The 19,972-nt window shown below is 44.6% G+C and carries 19 protein-coding genes; 18 read left to right on the top strand and 1 reads right to left on the bottom strand.

Annotation, left to right across the window (positions count from 1 at the left end; all coding sequences use genetic code 11):
* Positions 1-17 precede the first annotated feature (17 nt).
* The 18 genes from murA to T546_RS0106230 all read left to right on the top strand — a co-directional run bounded on the left by murA (position 18) and on the right by T546_RS0106230 (position 19,047).
* Positions 18-1,268 carry a UDP-N-acetylglucosamine 1-carboxyvinyltransferase gene (gene murA / locus T546_RS0106320; RefSeq protein ID WP_026890895.1) on the top strand — a complete coding sequence of 417 codons (1,251 nt, stop codon included), beginning with the start codon at positions 18-20 and terminating at the stop codon, positions 1,266-1,268.
* A complete protein-coding gene (locus T546_RS0106315) occupies positions 1,265-1,993 on the top strand; it encodes a cell division protein FtsQ/DivIB (RefSeq protein ID WP_026890894.1) in 729 nt (242 codons plus the stop codon). The genes murA and T546_RS0106315 overlap by 4 nt, the downstream gene beginning before the upstream one ends.
* Before the next feature lie 118 nt (positions 1,994-2,111).
* Positions 2,112-3,467 carry a cell division protein FtsZ gene (gene ftsZ / locus T546_RS0106310; RefSeq protein ID WP_026890893.1) on the top strand — a complete coding sequence of 452 codons (1,356 nt, stop codon included), beginning with the start codon at positions 2,112-2,114 and terminating at the stop codon, positions 3,465-3,467.
* A gap of 65 nt (positions 3,468-3,532) precedes the next feature.
* Entirely contained in the window at positions 3,533-3,859 is a 327-nt protein-coding gene (locus T546_RS0106305; RefSeq protein ID WP_034598057.1) for a hypothetical protein, read from the top strand.
* Between the two features lie 13 nt (positions 3,860-3,872).
* Entirely contained in the window at positions 3,873-4,967 is a 1,095-nt protein-coding gene (locus T546_RS0106300) for a hypothetical protein (protein ID WP_026890891.1), read from the top strand.
* A gap of 386 nt (positions 4,968-5,353) precedes the next feature.
* On the top strand, positions 5,354-6,331 hold the full coding sequence (gene hflK / locus T546_RS0106295) for an FtsH protease activity modulator HflK (RefSeq protein ID WP_026890890.1): 978 nt from the start codon (positions 5,354-5,356) through the stop codon (positions 6,329-6,331).
* Positions 6,328-7,200, top strand: coding sequence for a protease modulator HflC (hflC, locus tag T546_RS0106290; RefSeq protein WP_026890889.1), 873 nt, complete (start codon positions 6,328-6,330; stop codon positions 7,198-7,200). Before hflK ends, hflC begins: the two co-directional genes overlap by 4 nt.
* 72 nt (positions 7,201-7,272) lie before the next feature.
* A complete protein-coding gene (metF, locus tag T546_RS0106285; RefSeq protein ID WP_026890888.1) occupies positions 7,273-8,130 on the top strand; it encodes a methylenetetrahydrofolate reductase [NAD(P)H] in 858 nt (285 codons plus the stop codon).
* Between the two features lie 75 nt (positions 8,131-8,205).
* Positions 8,206-8,850, top strand: a complete 645-nt coding sequence (locus T546_RS0106280) for a vitamin B12 dependent-methionine synthase activation domain-containing protein (protein WP_026890887.1) — start codon at positions 8,206-8,208, stop codon at positions 8,848-8,850.
* Between the two features lie 26 nt (positions 8,851-8,876).
* The gene (locus T546_RS0106275) at positions 8,877-11,315 is read left to right on the top strand and encodes a homocysteine S-methyltransferase family protein (RefSeq protein ID WP_026890886.1); all 2,439 of its coding nucleotides are present in this window, start codon (positions 8,877-8,879) and stop codon (positions 11,313-11,315) included.
* 68 nt (positions 11,316-11,383) lie between these two features.
* Entirely contained in the window at positions 11,384-12,475 is a 1,092-nt protein-coding gene (trpS, locus tag T546_RS0106270; RefSeq protein ID WP_024836299.1) for a tryptophan--tRNA ligase, read from the top strand.
* 2 nt (positions 12,476-12,477) lie between these two features.
* Positions 12,478-12,726, top strand: a complete 249-nt coding sequence (locus tag T546_RS0106265) for an RDAC family protein (RefSeq protein ID WP_026890885.1) — start codon at positions 12,478-12,480, stop codon at positions 12,724-12,726.
* 216 nt (positions 12,727-12,942) lie between these two features.
* On the top strand, positions 12,943-13,506 hold the full coding sequence (ahpC, locus tag T546_RS0106260) for an alkyl hydroperoxide reductase subunit C (RefSeq protein WP_026890884.1): 564 nt from the start codon (positions 12,943-12,945) through the stop codon (positions 13,504-13,506).
* Positions 13,507-13,518: 12 nt separating this feature from the next.
* Positions 13,519-15,156 carry an FAD-dependent oxidoreductase gene (locus T546_RS0106255; protein WP_026890883.1) on the top strand — a complete coding sequence of 546 codons (1,638 nt, stop codon included), beginning with the start codon at positions 13,519-13,521 and terminating at the stop codon, positions 15,154-15,156.
* 19 nt (positions 15,157-15,175) lie between these two features.
* The gene (gene eno, locus T546_RS0106250) at positions 15,176-16,474 is read left to right on the top strand and encodes a phosphopyruvate hydratase (protein ID WP_026890882.1); all 1,299 of its coding nucleotides are present in this window, start codon (positions 15,176-15,178) and stop codon (positions 16,472-16,474) included.
* A 153-nt stretch (positions 16,475-16,627) separates the two neighbouring features.
* On the top strand, positions 16,628-17,689 hold the full coding sequence (locus T546_RS26235) for a GNAT family N-acetyltransferase (protein ID WP_330371876.1): 1,062 nt from the start codon (positions 16,628-16,630) through the stop codon (positions 17,687-17,689).
* A 100-nt stretch (positions 17,690-17,789) separates the two neighbouring features.
* Positions 17,790-18,437 (top strand): MBL fold metallo-hydrolase, encoded by a 648-nt coding sequence (locus T546_RS0106235; RefSeq protein WP_026890880.1) that lies wholly within the window; start codon positions 17,790-17,792, stop codon positions 18,435-18,437.
* A 16-nt stretch (positions 18,438-18,453) separates the two neighbouring features.
* Complete coding sequence (locus T546_RS0106230) at positions 18,454-19,047, top strand: 4'-phosphopantetheinyl transferase family protein (protein WP_026890879.1); 594 nt, start codon at positions 18,454-18,456, stop codon at positions 19,045-19,047.
* Here T546_RS0106230 and T546_RS0106225 read toward each other — a convergent pair.
* Positions 19,025-19,924: a DMT family transporter gene (locus T546_RS0106225; RefSeq protein WP_026890878.1), complete on the bottom strand. Its 900-nt coding sequence runs from the start codon at positions 19,922-19,924 to the stop codon at positions 19,025-19,027. The genes T546_RS0106230 and T546_RS0106225 overlap by 23 nt on opposite strands.
* Positions 19,925-19,972 lie beyond the last annotated feature (48 nt).

Raw genomic sequence — 19,972 nt, 5'->3', positions numbered from 1 at the left:
CCATGGGAGGTACCGGATTGTCAGTCATACAGGTCCAGGGGTTACGATCCTTAAAAGGTGAGATAAAGATTCAGGGTTCCAAAAATGCTGTTCTGCCCATGATGGCAGCGGCGGTTCTCCATAAAGGTACAACAGTGATTCATAACGTCCCCAGGATACAGGATGTGTTCTGTATGCTGGGGATACTTCAGCGTATTGGCTGTGATTGCCGCTTGGACGGCACTACACTGATCGTAAACGCATCAACAATTACTCAGGCAGAGATTCCGGAAGAATATATAAAGAGCATGCGGTCGTCCATTATTTTGTCCGGCCCCCTTCTTGGGAGAACAGGTCTTGCAGTTACAAGTTTTCCTGGAGGCTGTTCCATTGGACAGAGGCCGATTGATCTTCATTTGTATGCATTTCAGAGACTTGGAGCAGTGGTTGAGGAGAAGGCCGAAAAGCTTATTGTATCTGCAAGAACACTGACAGGTGCTGATATAGAATTCAGGTTTCCCAGTGTGGGAGCAACAGAGAATGCACTGCTGGCTTCTGTGTTTGCCAAAGGAACCACTGTAATCCGGGGTGCGGCGAAAGAGCCGGAGATTACCACTCTTTGTGAATTTTTAAACAATATGGGTGCGAAGATTGAAGGAGCCGGAACCTCAAAGCTGACGGTCATGGGTGTAAAAAGTCTCCACGATTCTGAATTTATCGTAGCAGGAGACCGGATCGTAGCAGGAACTTACTTAGCGGCAGTTATGGCCGCAGAAGGGAACATCTTTATCAAGGGAATCCGGCCAGAGGAATTATCTGCGGCTACCACACTTGCAGAACGCATGGGCGCAGAGCTTAAAACCTACCGTGACGGATTAGAGGTGTACATGAAGGGACGCCCTGACTGTATGGACGTAGTGACTTCACCCTATCCTGGATTTCCCACGGATCTTCAGTCTCAGATCATGGCAGTGATGGCATCTGGACATGGGACCGGAAGACTTATGGAAACTATTTTTGAAGGGCGGTTTGCCACTGCCAAAGAGCTAAGGAAACTGGGAGCAGATATTATGATAGATGGCAAGCGTGCCATTGTACATGGTCTTTATCCCCTGTCAGGAAACCGGGTAACAGCCCCCGACTTAAGAGGCGGTGCGGCACTGGTGGTGGCAGGTCTGGCATGCGAAGGCGTCACGGAAATTCACGAATGCTACCATATTGAACGGGGATACGAAGACATCTGCCGGGATCTTAGTAGTCTTGGTGCGGTAATCAGAGGGATGGAATGAGATATTTAAAAAGCAGCAGAGGAAAAATTAAAGTTGGAATTGCCGTGGCAGTGATCTTGTTGGTTGCCATTGCCTTTTTATCCTTTCAAATCAAAGAGATTAAGGTGACCGGCAATAAAAAATATACTTCCGAGCAGATTGTAAACCTTATTTTCAAGGGCAGCTGGGACCGGAATGCGATTTATTGTTTCTACAAGGACCGCTTTCAGAAACACGAACAGATTCCGTTTGTAGAAGACTATAAAATCGTATTCCATAGCCCGGTCAAGGTCGAGGTCATCATCTATGAAAAAACTGTAGTGGGCTATATTTCTTATATGGGAAGCTATATGTATTTTGATAAGGACGGGATCATCGTGGAAAGCTCCAGCGGGGAACTGCCTGGGATTCCGAAGATCGTCGGGCTTAAGTATGGGCATATTGCCCTGCACCAGCCCCTTCCTGTGGAAAATGGCAGGATATTTAATGAAATACTGACCCTGACTCAGCTGTTATCCACTCATGGGATATCAGTAGATCAGATTCAATATGACACCAGAGGGGATGCCACCCTTATGATGGAAGGGATCAAGGTCTTTCTTGGAAGCAATGACCAGATGAATGGAAAGATCTCCGAGTTGAATGATCAGCTGCCAGTTTTAAAGGGGCTTAAGGGAACATTATATCTGGACACTTACGATGAGGCGGAAACTGTCACATCTTATCGATTTGTAAAGGATAAATGAATTTACATAATTTGCAAGCAATTTTGTTCAAAAAATAGTTGATATTTTTGTAAAAATCAAATATTATATTAATTAGGTTTATATAGTAAGCTGTTTATGGTTAAAGGAGGATATAATCTTGTTAGAGATTAAGATAAATGAGGCGGACAATGCCGCAAGAATTCTGGTTATCGGAGTAGGCGGTGCCGGAAACAATGCGGTGAACCGCATGATCGAAGAGAATATCGCTGGTGTGGAATTTCTTGGCATCAACACGGACAAGCAGGCGTTACAGTTTTGTAAGGCACCAACAGCTATGCAGATCGGAGAAAAACTGACCAAGGGACTTGGTGCAGGTGCAAAGCCGGAGATGGGTGAGAAGGCAGCGGAAGAGAATGCGGACGAGCTGGCTCAGGCCATGAAGGGCGCTGATATGGTATTCGTTACCTGCGGTATGGGAGGCGGAACCGGAACCGGTGCAGCTCCTGTTGTTGCAAAGATCGCAAAAGACATGGGCATTCTTACGGTCGGCGTTGTTACAAAGCCTTTCCGTTTCGAAGCAAGAACCCGTATGAGCAATGCTATTAACGGTATTGAACGCTTAAAGGAAAGCGTTGATACCTTAATTGTAATTCCAAACGACCGCCTTCTTGAAATCGTGGACAGACGCACAACTATGCCGGATGCATTAAAAAAGGCTGATGAGGTTCTTCAGCAGGCAGTACAGGGTATTACTGACTTAATCAACGTACCAGGACTTATTAACTTAGACTTTGCAGATGTTCAGACCGTTATGACAGACAAGGGTATTGCCCATATCGGTATTGGACGTGCTAAGGGTGATGAGAAGGCCTTAGAAGCAGTGAAGCAGGCTGTATCAAGCCCTCTGCTTGAGACAACCATTGAAGGTGCTTCCCATGTAATCATTAACATTTCCGGTGATATCAGCCTGATTGAGGCAAACGAAGCAGCCAGCTACGTTCAGGAGATGGCAGGAGATGATGCCAATATTATCTTTGGTGCTATGTATGATGAGAACGCTCAGGATGAGGCAAGCATCACTGTGATTGCAACCGGTCTTGATATGCAGTCAGAAACACCGGTATCCAAGGTTATGACGAATTTCTCCAACCCAAACTTTAAACAGCCAAAGACAGCAGCACCTCAGAGCGGAACTGGCAACCAGGAAGCAGCAGCTACAGCAGCAAATCCAGGATTTAATCCGAACTTCAACCAGAATTATAACAATAATAATAACAGCAATTATACTGCTCCTAATTATAACAACAACCAGAACTACCAGAATGGTAATGGGAATTATGGCAACCAGAACTATGCAGGCAATAATTATCAGAAGCCAAACTACCAGCCACAGAACAGCAACCCACAGAACAACCCACAGGGAGCTTCCCAGGGCAATGGACAACCTTACCGTCCAACTGTGAACAAAGAAGTTCAGATCAACATACCAGATTTTTTAAGAAATAAACGATAAAACATATTATGTTACATATCAGGCAGGTTCCGACGAACCTGCCTGTTTTGGAAAGGAGTGACAGTATGTCTGATAAATTAAATGATTGGGAAATTTCTGAGGACTATTATGACAGTCAGGAGAAGGATAAAAAGATGTCTCTGGAGGATTTTATTCTGGAATCAGATCTTGATCATGGAGAGCTTATGACTCCCAGTCCTTCTGATGAGTTATTAAAAAAGACCATTGAGGACGTTCATCAGGTACTGGCATTGGCTGGTGAAGGGAAAAATATAAAAGAAATATCTGCACTTACCGGCCTGGAGGAAACATATGTATATAATATCCAGGTTTGTGCCCAGGGTTTCCACGAAGATGATGAAATAGCTGTGGCCCATCTGGTACTTGGATAGGGGGGAGACAAAAGTGAAAAGAAAGATATGCCCGGTTTGTGATCTTCCGGTCAATGAGGCTAATTTCTGTGTCCGATGTAAAAAGATTGTTCGCCGTCCCGTCATATGGGAAATGAATTACTATTTAAATGAAAAGCCGCCTGCAAAGGAAATTGCATCAATCGGCTCTTCGTCAAATGGAACTGCTGTGCAGCCTAAGCACCCAGGCTCTTCTCAGCCGGCCAGGACAGGGTCAGCTCAGCCAGCTAAGACCATACAGCCAGCAAGAACTATGATACCACCACGTACAGCGACACCGCCTCCTGTGGACGCTCAGCCGCCCAGAGATTACATACCGTCAGGCTCCTCAGTACCGCCCCAGAAAAAAGTGGGCAGGAGATTTCCTGTTTCCATAGCAGGAATTATTACCTTCCTTTTTATCATAGCTGGTTCTCTGCCTGATATTGCAAAAAAAGCGGACCGGTTTCTGGATAAGTCAAATGATTATGAAGTATCATATCCATTTGACGATTCCGGCTTTAAGGACTTAAAGGAAGAGGATGTAAAGGCAGCCGGAATCCCCTGCAATGGTTACAATCATTTTCCGGTGTCTGGAAAAGAGATCATGGATTCCATGGGTCAGTATATAAATGCAAATTCCTATGGGTTTCTCTTAAAACCCCAGGCAGTTTATTCGGATAATTATGAGATGAAAACAGATTCCGGATCCATATCTTATTATGATACCGTGGAAGGCTATTATCTGGAGGATGAAGTGACCAGTAAGCTGACTTCAGAGGATGAGGGATATGTATACCAGTATGTGGAGATCAACTATGACACTGCCACCGGAGAGATGCATGATTATATCTCTTCCATAAAAGATAAAGAAGCATCCTTGGCCTATCTGGAGCAGTTTTTAAAGACAACAGAAACAGCAGCTCAGATTCCTTTGGAGGAGAGCAGTGTTCCAGTCATTATGGAGCAGGTCAGGGGAGGGCTGGAACAGGGAGAGGAAACTATTTTTACCGATGGAATTTTCTCCTTGTATGTATATGAAGAAGATGACACTCTTCAGGTAACGGTATCCTATAACTCCCTGCTTTCCACAGAACATGGGGAAACCTGATCCTTACCAGCAATATACTAAGGGTTTCATTTGACACACTGCTATGGATCTGATATAATAGCTTCAATCGTAAAAGGGAGTAGCTGCCAGCATTTGCTGGATAAGATTGCGTCAGAACGGTAAAGTGATTTATCCGCATCCTTATGAAATGTGCAAGACTTTTATTGATACCGTAAAGGTGTCAATAAAGGTCTTTTTTATTATATAGGGGGGGTCTACACCCCCTATATAATAAAAAGCATTCCATGCAGGATGCACATGACGCTTAAGAGGAAGATGTCACTAAAGTGACAGCGCGTCAGTGCCAGAGTCTGACAAGTCAGACTCTTTCTTGTTTCCTTTACGAGAGCATAAACATAGAGGGTAAGTAAAGAAAGGAGCACATTATGGAAACGTTTGATCCTCAAAAAAGAGAGGTATGGAAAAGGGTAAAGAAAGTCCTTAAGAGGTCAGGAGCTGCGGCCGTTTTATTGGTGGCAATTCCAGTGATTGGTTTTGGTTCCATATACAACATCCAGGAACAGGAGCAGGCAGTCGTAACGACAATGGGTAAGCCAAGGGCAGTGACAGATTCGGGGCTTCACTTTAAAGTGCCGTTTGTCCAGAAGGTAAAGAAAGTGAACACCACCATTCAGGGATTTGCCATTGGCTATAATCCTGACGATAACGAAAGCAGGGAGGAAGATTCTCTGATGATCACCAAGGATTATAATTTCGTTAACGTAGACTTTTTTACAGAGTATAAGGTATCAGATCCGGTGAAGGCAGTCTATGGCTCAGAGGACCCCTTAAAGGTTTTACAGAGCATTACAAAAAGCTGTATTCGTACCGTAATTGGAGGCTATGATGTGGATGCTGTATTGACCACAGGAAAGAATGAGATTCAGACAAAAATCAAACAGATGATCATGGAAAAGCTGGAAGGGCATGAAATAGGCCTTACGGTGGTAAATGTGACCATTCAGGATTCTGAACCGCCCACCAAAGAGGTCATGGAAGCCTTTAAGGCAGTAGAAACAGCAAAGCAGGGAAAAGAAACTGCCATAAACAATGCCAATAAATACCGCAATGAAAAGCTTCCTGAGGCAACCGCTCAGACCGATAAGATATTACAGGATGCAGAATCAACAAAAGCAAAAAGGATCAATGAAGCCAATGCAGAGGTTGCAAAATTCAATGCAATGTTCATGGAATATGAAAAGAATCCGGAGGTCACAAAAAAGAGGATGTTCTATGAAACCATGGAAAAAGTCCTTCCAAATATGAAAGTCATTATTGACGGAACCGATAAGACCAGCACCATCCTCCCTTTGGATAGCTTTACCGGTGGAGGAAACAGCAAAGAAAAGGAGAAAGCAGAATGAAAAAGAAACTAAAAAAAGCCGTCCTGATATTTGTCGCTCTTTTAGCGGTCATCGTATTGTCTGGTTCCATTGTCGTTACCAATGAAAATGAATATAAATTAATACGTCAGTTCGGCCGTGTGGAACGAGTCATAAATACAGCTGGTGTTACCATGAAGATTCCCCTGATACAGACAGCAGACACGCTGCCAAGACAGATTTTAATTTACGATCTGGCAGCATCCGATGTCATTACCATGGATAAGAAGACCATGTTAAGTGACAGTTATGTGTTATGGAAGATTGAAGACCCCTTAAGGTTCGCCCAGTCCTTAAATTCTTCCATTGCCAATGCGGAAGGAAGAATTGATACGGTAGTTTATAACTCCGTAAAAAATGTAATCAGCAGTATGAGCCAGAACGATGTCATCAGCAGCAGAGATGAAGAGCTTTCACAGGCGATCATGAAGAATGTGGGTGAGAATATGAGCCAGTACGGTATTAAGCTACTGGCCGTTGAGACGAAACGTCTGGACCTTCCGGTGGATAATAAAGCAGCTGTGTACGAAAGAATGATATCAGAACGTGATAAAATTGCAGCTACCTATACCGCAGAAGGGCAGGCAGAAGCAAAGAAAATACAAAATACCACAGACAGGGAGATCGCTATCAGTATTTCCGATGCCCAGGCAATGGCTGCATCAGTTACAGCAGAGGGAGAGGCAGAGTACATGAGAATCCTGGCGGAGGCTTACAGCAATCCCCAGAGAGCTGATTTTTATTCCTTTATCCGTTCTCTGGAAGCAGCAAAAACATCTCTTGCCGGTGAAAACAATACCCTCATCCTTCCGGGAAATTCGCCGATCGCACAAATTTTTACGGGACGGTAATTGTTGCAGGAAACAATTTTTTGTGGTAAAGTGTTAAAAAGATAAAAAGACGAAAGATTGGAGACAGACAGCATGAAGATTAAAGACATTTTGAGTCAGGGAAAGCCGACCTTGTCTTTTGAAGTTTTCCCCCCTAAGACAGAGGATAAATATGAATCTGTAGAGCGGGCGGCGGCAGAGATTGCGAAGTTAAACCCGGCTTTTATGAGTGTCACCTATGGAGCAGGCGGAGGGACCAGCAAATATACGGTTGATATAGCCTCGGCACTGCATCATAATCATCATGTAACGGCACTAGCCCATTTAACCTGTGTATCTTCTACAAAGGAGAAGGTTCGGGAGGTTCTTCATGAATTAAAGGAGGCTGGCATTGAGAATGTGCTTGCTCTCAGGGGAGATATCCCTCAGGACGGAGCAGTTTCCAAGGAATACAGCTATGCTTCTGAGCTGATCCGTGAGATCAAGGAAGCAGGAGATTTCTGTATCGGTGCTGCTTGCTATCCGGAAGGCCATGTAGAGTCTGCCAGCAAGACCATTGATATGGATTATTTAAAACAAAAGGTAGAAGCTGGCTGCGATTTTGTAACCACTCAGATGTTTTTTGATAATAATATATTATATAACTATTTATACCGAATACGGGAAAAAGGAATTACAGTCCCAGTCGTTGCAGGAATTATGCCTGTAACCAATGTAAGACAGATTATACGAAGCTGTCAGCTCTCCGGAACCTATCTGCCATCCCGGTTTAAGGCAATTGTAGACCGGTTCGGAGATAATCCGGCAGCCATGAAGCAGGCGGGAATCGCTTATGCGACAGAGCAGATCATTGACCTCATCGCAAACGGAGTCAATGCCATTCATGTGTATTCCATGAATAAGCCGGATATTGCATATAAAATTAAGGAAAACTTATCAGAGATATTATAGTTATACCATTTAGGGTTCGGTGCCTGCTGCAGGACCGGACCCATTCTTTCACAGATTTATAAGGGAGGAAGGCTCATGGAAATCAGCCGTAAAGAAGTTCGCAGGTACTTGGGATATGGCATACAGGATGGGGATGATGCGGTAAACGGGTTGATTGAGGAGTGTATTAAGGAGCTTACCGCTGTCGCCACATGTAAGAGCGTCAGCCGGACGTTCCCCTTAACTCTCCTGCCTGAGGAAGAGATTGATTTTACTGTTTTTCAAACGAAAAGCAGGCATTTAAGTAAGAATTTAAAAGACTGCAGTCAGGTCATATTGTTTGCAGCCACACTGGGGACCGGTGTGGATGTTCTTTTGCATAAATATACAAAGCTTCAGATGAGTAAGGCGGTCACCATGCAGGCGGCTGCGGCAGCCATGATCGAGGAATTTTGCGACCAGGAAAATATAAAGCTGAAACAGGAATATGAAGCCAGGGGGTTTTATTTACGGCCAAGGTTCAGCCCTGGATACGGTGACTTTGCCTTAGAGTGCCAGAAGAATATTACAGCCGTTTTGGAAACCTCAAAGCGGGTAGGAATTATGCTGACGGACAGTCTCTTAATGACACCGTCAAAATCAGTGACAGCAATCATGGGAGTCAGCGATAAACCATACCGGTGTGAGGTCAAGGGATGCGAGTCCTGTGGAAAGACAGATTGCGCATACCGAAGAAATTAAAGGGACAGATTTTAGTGGAGGAATATATGACAGGGATTTTAGAAGAGATCAGAAAAAGAATTGTATTTTTTGACGGAGGAACCGGAAGTCTTTTACAGGCCAATGGTTTAAAACCAGGGGAGCTGCCGGAGACCTGGAACGTGGTGTATCCGGATATTATGACTAAGCTTCACCGGGACTATCTGGAAGCTGGCGCAGATATTATAAAGACCAATACCTTTGGAGCCAATGGTTTAAAGTTTTATAAGGGAGCTGAATTTGATCTGGATGAGGTAGTGCGGGCAGCGCTTCATAATGCCAGACAGGCGGTTAAAACAGCCAATTACCCCGAAGGAAAGAAGCGCGGCTACATTGCCCTGGATTTAGGACCTACCGGAAAGCTTTTAAAACCCTTAGGTGACCTTGATTTTGAGGACGCCTATAACATGTATTCCCAGGTGGTTAAAATCGGGGAAGAAGAGGGCGCAGACTTAGTACTCATCGAAACCATGAGCGACAGCTATGAAACAAAAGCGGCCGTGCTGGCAGCAAAGGAAAATTCCAGCCTTCCCGTATTCGTGACCATGATCTTTGATGAGAAAGGAAAGCTTCTGACAGGCGGTAATGTAGAATCCACCGTTGCATTATTAGAAGGACTGAGGGTGGATGCCCTTGGAATCAACTGTGGATTAGGCCCCATTCAGATGAAAGGCATTCTGGCTGACATTATGAAGGTGACCTCCATACCTGTCATTGTCAATCCCAATGCCGGACTTCCAAGAAGTGAAGGAGGCAAAACGGTTTACGATATTGATGCCGATGAGTTTGCCAGAGTCATGGCAGAGATTGTTGAAATGGGAGCATGTGTAGTAGGTGGCTGCTGTGGCACGACTCCGGAGCATATTGAAAAAACAGTGGCATTGTGTAAGGATTTTCCTGTCAGGCTTCCGGATAAAAAGGACCGCACCGTAATATCCTCCTATGCCCAGGCGGTTGTTATGGACCAGGAACCGGTTATCATTGGTGAAAGAATTAATCCCACCGGGAAATCAAAATTCAAGCAGGCCCTTCGGGATCACAACCTGGAATACATTTTAAGAGAAGGAGTCTCCCAGCAGGACAACGGGGCTCATGTCCTTGATGTCAATGTAGGTCTTCCGGAAATTGATGAAGCGTCTATGATGGTAGAGGTAATTAAGGAGATTCAAAGCATTATTGACCTGCCTTTACAGATCGACACTTCTGATATTGAAGCTATGGAACGGGCCATGAGAATTTACAACGGCAAACCTCTCATTAACTCCGTAAACGGAAAACAGGAAGTGATGGAAGCAATCTTTCCTCTGGTCAAGCGGTATGGAGGTGTTGTTGTAGCTCTTGCCCTTGATGAAGATGGGATTCCTGAGACCGCAGACGGCAGAATCGCAGTCGCAGAAAAAATCTATCATAAAGCCATGGAGTATGGAATCGAAAAAAAGGACATTGTCATTGATGCCCTGTGCATGACAGTCAGCTCTGACAGCAAAGGCGCCTTAACCACTCTGGAAACCTTAAGAAAGGTAAGAGACGAGCTGCATGGAAAGACGATTCTTGGAGTATCCAACATTTCCTTTGGACTTCCTCAAAGAGAGATCATCAATGCTGCATTTTTTACCATGGCTCTTCAAAATGGTTTAAACGCTGCTATCATAAATCCAAATTCAGAAGCAATGATGCGTTCTTATTTAAGCTATCTCACCCTTTCTGATTTAGATCCTCAGTGCAGCCGCTACATTCAGGTGTACAGCGGACAGGTGGCGACTCTTGGAGATACCGTAAGGCCAGGATCAGCATCAGGAGGAGGAAGCAGTGCAGGGAAAGAGCTTTCCTTATCAGAAAGCATTGAAAAGGGACTTAAGGACAGAGCCCATGCGGCAGTCACAGAGCTTATGAAAGACAAGGAACCTCTCGTTATCATCAATGAGGAGATGATTCCTGCCCTGGACCGGGTAGGAAAGGGATTTGAAAAGGGGACAGTGTTCCTTCCCCAGCTTTTAATGAGTGCGGAGGCGGCGAAGGCGGCCTTTGAAGTTATAAAGGAACAGCTGGCAAAAAACGGCATGGAGGAAGGAAAAAAAGGCACGGTTATTCTTGCTACGGTACGGGGAGATATCCACGATATTGGAAAGAATATTGTGAAGGTACTTCTTGAAAATTACAGCTACGATGTCATCGACCTTGGAAAAGATGTACCGGTAGAGCTGATCGTAAAGACCGCTGTGGAAAAACAGGTTAAACTGGTAGGCTTAAGCGCTCTGATGACCACCACAGTTCCCAGCATGGAGGAAACCATCAGACAGCTGAGGGCGGAATCTCCTCAGACAAAAGTTATGGTAGGAGGTGCTGTTTTAACGGCTGATTATGCAAAGACCATTGGCGCAGACCAGTACTGCCGGGACGCCATGGCTTCCGTGAATTATGCCGAAGGAGTATTTGAAGGAATATAAGGTGCCTCATTGACAAATGCGGAATGAATGGTACAATTAAACTTGATAATACAACTGGAGGTACAAAGATGGGAAAGATTATATTAACGGGAGACCGGCCCACAGGAAAACTGCACATCGGCCACTACGTAGGTTCCTTAAGACGAAGAGTGGAGCTGCAGAATTCCGGCGAATTTGACGAGATTTATATTATGATTGCGGATGCCCAGGCATTGACGGACAATGCGGACAACCCCGAAAAGGTTCGTCAGAATATCATAGAGGTCGCGCTGGATTATCTTGCCTGCGGTCTGGACCCCAAGAAGTGTACCTTGTTCATCCAGTCCCAGATTGCGGAACTGACTGAGCTGTCCTTTTACTATATGAACCTGGTGACTGTCTCAAGACTTCAGAGAAATCCAACGGTCAAGTCTGAGATCGCCATGAGGAATTTTGAAACCAGTATACCAGTAGGCTTCTTTACCTATCCCATCAGCCAGGCGGCTGACATTACGGCATTTAAGGCCACCACGGTTCCAGTGGGCGAGGATCAGGAGCCAATGATTGAGCAGACCAGGGAAATCGTAAGGAAATTCAACTCCGTTTATGGAGAAGCACTGATAGAGCCGGATATCCTTCTTCCTGATAACAAAGCCTGCTTAAGACTTCCAGGTACTGACGGCAAGGCAAAGATGAGCAAATCCCTGGGTAACTGTATCTATTTATCGGATACAGAAGAGGAAGTAAAGAAGAAGGTAATGAGCATGTTCACAGATCCCAATCATTTACAGGTATCTGATCCGGGAGAAGTGGAAGGAAATACGGTATTTACCTATCTTGATGCATTCTGTAAGGAAGATGATTTTGAAAAATACTTACCGGAATACAAAAATCTTGATGAATTAAAGGACCACTACAGAAGAGGTGGTCTGGGCGATGTTAAGGTCAAGAGATTTTTAAACAGCATTCTACAGGCTGAGTTAGAGCCAATCCGAAAGAGAAGAAAGGAATATGAGGCGAACATCCCTTACGTATTCCAGATTTTAAAGGAAGGCTCTAAGAAGGCAGCGGACACAGCGGCTAAAACCTTAAAGGATGTAAAAGATGCCATGAAGATCAATTACTTTGATGATCTGGAGCTGATAGAAGAACAGGCTAAGAAGTACCAGAGTCAGGAATAAGGATGATGAATATCATTTCCTTCCAACAGATTTTAGAATGCAATGAGCTGATAAAGGAAAAGGGCTTAAACTTCCGGATACACCTGCGGGATGCCTGCGGAAGGCAGTCGTGCCGCATTGAATCCCTCAGTGAAGAGAATGGAGAAGCTGAGTTTCAGGCTCTTTATAAAAGTTTGGACGAATATTTTGCAAGGTTTCGTTTTACATTGGAATATGGAGAAGACAAGTTGAATTTTTGGATTCATTCCTGACCAGAAGAAGGGACGCCGGAAAAGTTACTGAGGGAATGGGTTCCTTTGAGCTTTTCCGGCGTTTTTGATAAAACAATAATTATTATCAATATCATTATTGAACTTTTGGAAGATATGTGCTAATATTAATACATGAATTAGTATTGACTAACTCATAAAAACATAGAAATATGCCATATTAAATTAGTATAGCGATTGCGAAAGGAGATAGATGGTATGTCATTTATTGGAAAAGAAATCAGTGATTTTAAGGTTCAGAGTTTTATAAACGGAGAATTTAAGGAAGTGACTAAGAAGGATGTTCTGGGAAAATGGTCAGTATTCTTCTTCTATCCGGCAGATTTTACCTTTGTTTGTCCCACAGAGCTGGAAGAGCTTGCAGATAAATACGAAGATTTTAAGAAGATTGGTTGTGAAATTTACAGTGTATCCTGCGATACCCATTTTGTACACAAGGCATGGCACGATGTGTCAAAGACCATTAAGAAAATCAATTATCCCATGCTTGCGGATCCGACCGGAGCACTTGCAAGAGATTTTGATGTCATGATTGAAGACGCTGGATTGGCAGAGCGAGGAACCTTTGTGGTAAATCCAGAGGGTAAAATTGTGGCCTATGAAGTCATTGCAGGAAATGTAGGAAGAAATGCGGAAGAATTATTCCGCCGGGTACAGGCTTCCCAGTTCGTTGCTGAACATGGAGATGAGGTCTGTCCAGCAAACTGGAAACCAGGTGAAAAAACATTAAAGCCCAGCCTTGATTTAGTTGGACTGCTGTAAAGGTGGGATATTATGGATGGATTGCATGACGTAATTGTCGTCGGTGCAGGCCCAGCGGGCCTGTCCGCAGCCATCTATGCTGCCAGGGCCAGATTTAAGGTACTGGTGCTTGAAAAAGAAAAGCTTGGCGGGCAGATTACGATTACTTCTGAAATCGTTAATTATCCCGGAATCGAAAGCATTGACGGCACAACGCTGACAGATAAGATGCGCAGACAGGCGGAAAGCTTTGGCGCAGAATTTAAGATGGCCAGAGTCACTGACATTGATGTATCTGGGGATATTAAGGTAGTTAAGACGGACAAAGGCGATTTAAACGCACTTGGGGTAGTACTTGCCTTAGGTGCAAACCCCAGAATGATTGGCTTTCAGGGGGAAGAGACATACAAAGGCCGGGGAGTTGCTTACTGTGCTACCTGTGACGGAGAATTCTTTACGGGAATGGAGGTGTTTGTCATCGGAGGCGGTTTTGCAGCCGCAGAAGAGGCCGTATTTTTAACAAAGTATGCCAAAAAGGTGACCATTATTGTACGGGAGGATGATTTTACCTGTGCAGAGTCAGTAGCGGATAAGGCAAGAGAGCATGAGAAGATCGAAGTCCACTACCATACGGAGATTATGGAAGCAGCAGGAGATACCTTACTTAGGAAAGCTAGGTTCCGGGACAGTAAGACCGGAGAAGAATGGCAGTATGAAGCGCCAGGCGGCGGAACCTTTGGAATCTTTGTCTTTGCAGGCTATGTTCCGGATACGGAATGGATCAAAGGGAAAATCTCCTTAAATCATGATGGATATATTATCACAGATCCGAACCAGATGACAGATATTCCCGGAGTTTACGGAGCTGGTGATGTATGTGTGAAGAACTTACGTCAGGTGGTAACGGCCGTTTCTGACGGCGCAGTTGCAGCCACCTCTTTGGAAAAATATGTAGCAGACCTAAGGGAAAAGCTTGGCATTGAAAGAAAAGAGGAACCGGAAAAGGCAGAGCAGAAAGCTCATGCTGCTGTTTCGGAGAGTGAAGACGGCGAAGAATTTATTACGCCTGAGATGAAGGCCCAGTTAAAAGACTTATTCGGAAAATTTGAGCGTAAGGTAACTGTTAAGGCTTTGCTTGATAAAAGCCCTCTGGCGGCTCAGATGGAAGGTTTCTTAAAGGAGCTTTCTGGTATTTCCGATCAGGTAGAATGTCTGGTCAGCTGGGAATCGGAAGATACTTCACCGACTGAGACAATTCCGGCTATTTGTGTGCTGGGAGAAGATGGCAAAGAATCCGGACTTCGGTTCTATGCAATTCCCGGCGGTCATGAATTTAATTCCTTTGTCATAGGTCTTTATAATGTGGCGGGACCAGGTCAGGCACTTAGCCCGGAGGAAGCACAGAGAATCCGGGACATTAAAAAGCCTGTTGATATCAAGGTCATGGTATCTTTATCCTGTACCATGTGCCCCACCACTGTAATGTCTGCCGGAAGAATTGCGGCAGAGAATGAAATGGTTAATGCGTGGACCTATGATCTGGCTCTTTATCCGGAATTAAAGGAGCGTTATCAGATCATGAGTGTTCCCTGTATGATTATAAATCAGGAAAAAGTTGAGTTTGGGAAGAAATCCGTTGAGGACCTTCTTAACATACTGGAAACCATTTAAAAGAAAAGGAGATAACATGATGAATTATCTTGAGATTGAGAAAGTAATTGGAAGAGAAATTATTGATTCCAGAGGAAATCCTACCGTAGAGGCTGAAGTACATTTAGTTGACGGCACCATAGCAAGAGGAGCTGCACCAAGTGGAGCATCTACCGGTGAATTTGAAGCGTTAGAGCTTCGTGACGGGGACAAAGCCCGCTTTGGAGGAAAAGGTGTCTTAAATGCGGTCCATAACATCAATACAGTCATTCATTATGCTCTTGTAGGAATGGATGCTTCAGATATTTATGCCATTGATAAGGCTATGATCACCGCAGATGGGACAAAGGATAAATCAAGACTTGGTGCCAACGCTATCTTAGCGGTATCCATCGCTTGTGCCAGAGCAGCGGCTATCAGCTTAGACATTCCGTTATACCGTTTCTTAGGCGGCATCACAGGCAATCGTCTTCCAGTCCCTATGATGAATATCTTAAACGGAGGAGCTCATGCAGCCAACACCGTTGATGTGCAGGAATTCATGATTATGCCAGCAGGAGCCGCTGACTTTAAAGAAGGCCTTCGCTGGTGTACCGAAGTATTCCACTGCCTTGCCTCTATCTTAAAATCAAAAGGCCTTGCTACTTCTGTAGGTGATGAGGGTGGTTTTGCACCTGACCTTGAGAGTGACGATGCAGCCATTGAGCTTATCTTAGAAGCAATCAGAAAAGCTGGCTTTGAACCGGGCCGCGATTTTGTCCTGGCTATGGACGCCGCTTCCAGCGAATGGAAGGGCGAGAAGAAGGGAGAATATATCCTTCCGAAATGCAAAAAGCACTTTACATCTGAGGAATTGATTGGTCACTGGAAGAACCTGTGTGACAAGTATCCTATCTATTCCATTGAAGATGCTCTTGATGAAGATGACTGGGAAGGCTGGAAGCTTCTTACCAAGGAGCTTGGAGACAGAATCCAGCTGGTTGGAGATGATTTATTTGTAACCAACACCGAGCGTCTGAAAAAGGGAATTAACGAAGGCTGCGGAAATTCTATCTTAATTAAGTTAAACCAGATCGGATCTGTTTCAGAGACACTGGAAGCGATTAAGATGGCTCACAGCGCTGGCTATACTGCCATTGCTTCTCACCGTTCCGGAGAGACAGAGGATACTACAATTGCAGACCTGGCCGTTGCTCTTAACACCTGTCAGATTAAAACAGGTGCTCCAAGCAGAAGTGAGCGTGTAGCGAAATACAACCAGCTTATCCGCATCGAAGAGGAATTAGGAGAGGGTGCTGTATATCCAGGAATGGATGCGTTCCACATCAAGCGTTCTTAATCATAAACACAAGCCTGTCAGGTCTAAGATCTGACAGGCTTTTTCGCGTTAAAAATATGCAGGCGGGTCTATCGCCACCTGCTTGAGAAAAAGAATTGATGAAACTGTGGAAAAATGGTATGCTTTAGGAAACATATGATACAGGAGAAGACTATGGAATACAGGGAGTTAAAGGAATCTGAGTTAAAGAAAGAGCTCTTTTGTCAGTTTAACCGCTATCAGGAAGTGAATGAATGTATGAGAAAGATAAATGGAATCTGGTCAGCAGTAAAGAATCCATTTACAGAGCAGTGGAAGGACGAGGATTATGATGTGCTGATCCGCTGTCTTAAAATCACCATTCATACGGGAGGCGTTGTGTTTGGAGCCTTTCACCATGGAGAGCTAAAGGGGTTCGCTTCCGTGGAAGGGGTACCCATTGGTAAGCATAAGAATTATCTTGATTTATCCAACATACACGTATCCTTTGATGTGCGGGGAAAGCGGACAGGCCGCCGCCTGTTTCATATGGCCTCTGAGTGGGCCAGGCTTAAGGGCGCAGAAAAGCTTTACATCTCTGCCCACTCCTCTGTGGAGACGCAGGCATTTTACAGAGCCATGGGCTGTGTAGAGGCAAAGGAATACGATGAGGACCACGTAACAAGAGAGCCCTATGACTGTCAGCTGGAATATGTTCTGGAGCGAAAGGTCGTACTATATATAGGAATCAGTCTGGATGGCTACATTGCCGATGCCGATGGTAAGGTGGACTGGCTTGTGGGGCAGGATGATGCTTACACCGGAGATTATGGGTATGGAGCTTTTGAAAAACAGGTGGATACTGTTTTAATGGGTTACCGTACGTATGACCAGGTGGTTTCAGAGCTATCGCCTGAGGAATGGGTGTATGCAGATAAGGAAACTTATGTAATAACCCATAAGGAGCTTGAGGATAAGGAAGGAATTCATTTTACAAAAGAACCATTGGAGACTCTGGTCGGAAGGTTGAAAAAGGAGTGTAAAAAAGGAATCTGGGTATGTGGAGGTGCTGAGCTGATCAGACAGCTGATGGAAAAGAATCTGATTGATGAGTACCATTTGACCATTATGCCCGTTCTTCTTGGAAAGGGAATTCCCCTGTTTCAGGGAGGAGAAAAGGAGCAGCTTTTAAAACTTGTCTCCCTACAGTCAGAAAATGGAGTCGTTGATTGTATATACCGGAAAAGATCCCTTTAAAGGTGGAATAAGCAAGGCTTCCCTTCAATACAATGGATAATAGCAGAGTGCCGCTTGGGGCGGGGGTATGTGAGATAAAGGTATTGGAGAGGAAAAAGCGATGGCAGTAATAGAACAAATCAGATGCGGCTGTGTGAACAGCTATCTGATCGAAAACCAGGGAAGAGCCATCCTGGTGGATACAGGAAGGATGGGGGCAGAGAAAAAGATACTGGACATGTGTCGTAAGACAAAGGTGGAGCTGATCCTCCTGACCCATGGACATTTTGATCATGTGCAGAATACGGCATATCTGGCGGATATGCTAAAGGTGCCGGTAGCAATGCATCAGGCAGATGTTCCCCTGTTAAAGGATAACCGAAAGGTTCCCATCTACCATCAGGGGCTTTTAGCGATGCTTGTGGCAGAGGTCGCGGAAAAAAACTTGGAAAAGAACCGGATTCCGGAATTTGTCCCGGATATTTACCTCCGTGAAGGAGATCACCTTCATGAATATGGAATCGATGCCAAAGTCATGGAACTTCCAGGACATACCAGTGGCTCCATTGGACTTGATATCGAAGAGGAGCATTTTATCGCCGGGGATGCCCTGATGAATCTTTTCTATCCAGGCTTGTCCATGATTTACCAGGATAGAGAATTAATGATAGAGAGTGCACTAAAAATCAGCGCTCTGGGAGAGAGAAAAATATATTTTGGTCATGGTAATCCGGTGGAAAACCGGGAATGGAGCCGGACCGGAATTTAAATGAGGATAAAAGAGAATGATAGAAATCTATCTGTCGGAAAATAAAATACCAGAGGGTGTAAAAAAGCATGAGTGGGAGCACCAGCTGGGACGAAAACTTCTGATTTTGGGATTAAAGGAATCGTACGGAATAGAGGAACATGAACTGGCTGACCTCCAGTTTACAACTGGAATTCACGGAAAACCGTGCTTAAAGGATTTTCCTCAGATTCACTATAACATCAGCCATACCGATGGTATGGTCATCTGCGGTTTTTCAGACAGGGAGATCGGGGTGGATGTGGAACGGATGCGCCCTTATGGGGAGGGAATTCTTAGAAAGGTGTTGTCAGAATCAGAGAACCGCTTTATTTCAGAGCTGCCCCAAAAGGAACGTGAAGAGTACTTTTTTAAGATATGGACCTTAAAAGAAAGCTATGGGAAGGCAGTTGGCTGCGGAATCGCCATGCCTTTATCCCAAATTTCCTTTACCCAGACGGAAAAAGAAAATCCCCTCTGTTCGGTTCCTGGTTATTCCTTTTACCAGAAACGTCTCTCAGGGGGATATATTTTTTCCGCATGCAGGGAAGGGGACGAAACATTCCAGGTTACGTTTCAGCCTGTTTTTTAAATTTGCTCTCCGAGAGCATGAGCCCTGCCAGTGTCAAAAGGATTCCAAAGAAGGACTGCAAGGAAAGGGTCTCCTTAAGAAAAATCATGGAAGTAATAACGGTGATCACTGGTACTGCATAGATGTAGATGCTGGTTTTTACAGTGCCAAGAACTTTAACACCGAAGTTCCAGGTGGCAAAGCACAGGGCAGAAGCACCCAGACCTAAAAACAGAATATTTAACAGGTTAGCAGCATTGCTAAACCGGTGAAGCTCAAGTCGAATGGGAAGAACAGTCAATACTGGGATCATGAACAACAGGCCGTAGAAAAAGATACGTCTTGTTGTTTCTACGGTTCCGTGACCGTACTCCCCTATTTTTTTTGTGAACACGGAATATGCTGCCCAGGTAATGGCTGCAAAGAGGGCAAGTAAGTCTCCTTTTGGATTCAGCTCTAGCGTACTGTTTCCCTGAAAGCTGATCAGTCCGATTCCCACGATGGCAGTAATAAATCCAGCTATAAAGCGAATTCCCGGTCTTTTTCCCTTTAAAAAGAACCAGTCAAATAAAGCGGTGATAAATGGGGCAGCGGCTATAATCGTGCTGACATTAGAAGTCAGGGTCAGGGTAAGCGCAAAATTTTCCATGAGGAAATATAAGGTAACTCCGCATATGCCTGCACAGGCAAATAAAATCTCTTCCTTTAAGCTTTTGGTCTTCATAAAATGGGGAAAAGCGAGCCAAAGGGCGGCATAACCGATGATGAAACGAAAAACAAGGATTTCAAGAGGGGTAAATGACCGAAGCAGAACTTTGGTGGAAATAAAGGTGGTTCCCCATACAAAGATAGAGAAGGCGGATGCGAGGTGCCCGTATAGATGATTTTGTTTGTTCATGATGTGTGTACTCCTGTTAAAACGATAATTTTATTGTTGGCTGTACTG

This window comes from [Clostridium] aerotolerans DSM 5434, from assembly GCF_000687555.1.
GTDB lineage: Bacteria > Bacillota > Clostridia > Lachnospirales > Lachnospiraceae > Lacrimispora > Lacrimispora aerotolerans.
This window is presented reverse-complemented; position numbering and strand designations above follow the sequence as displayed.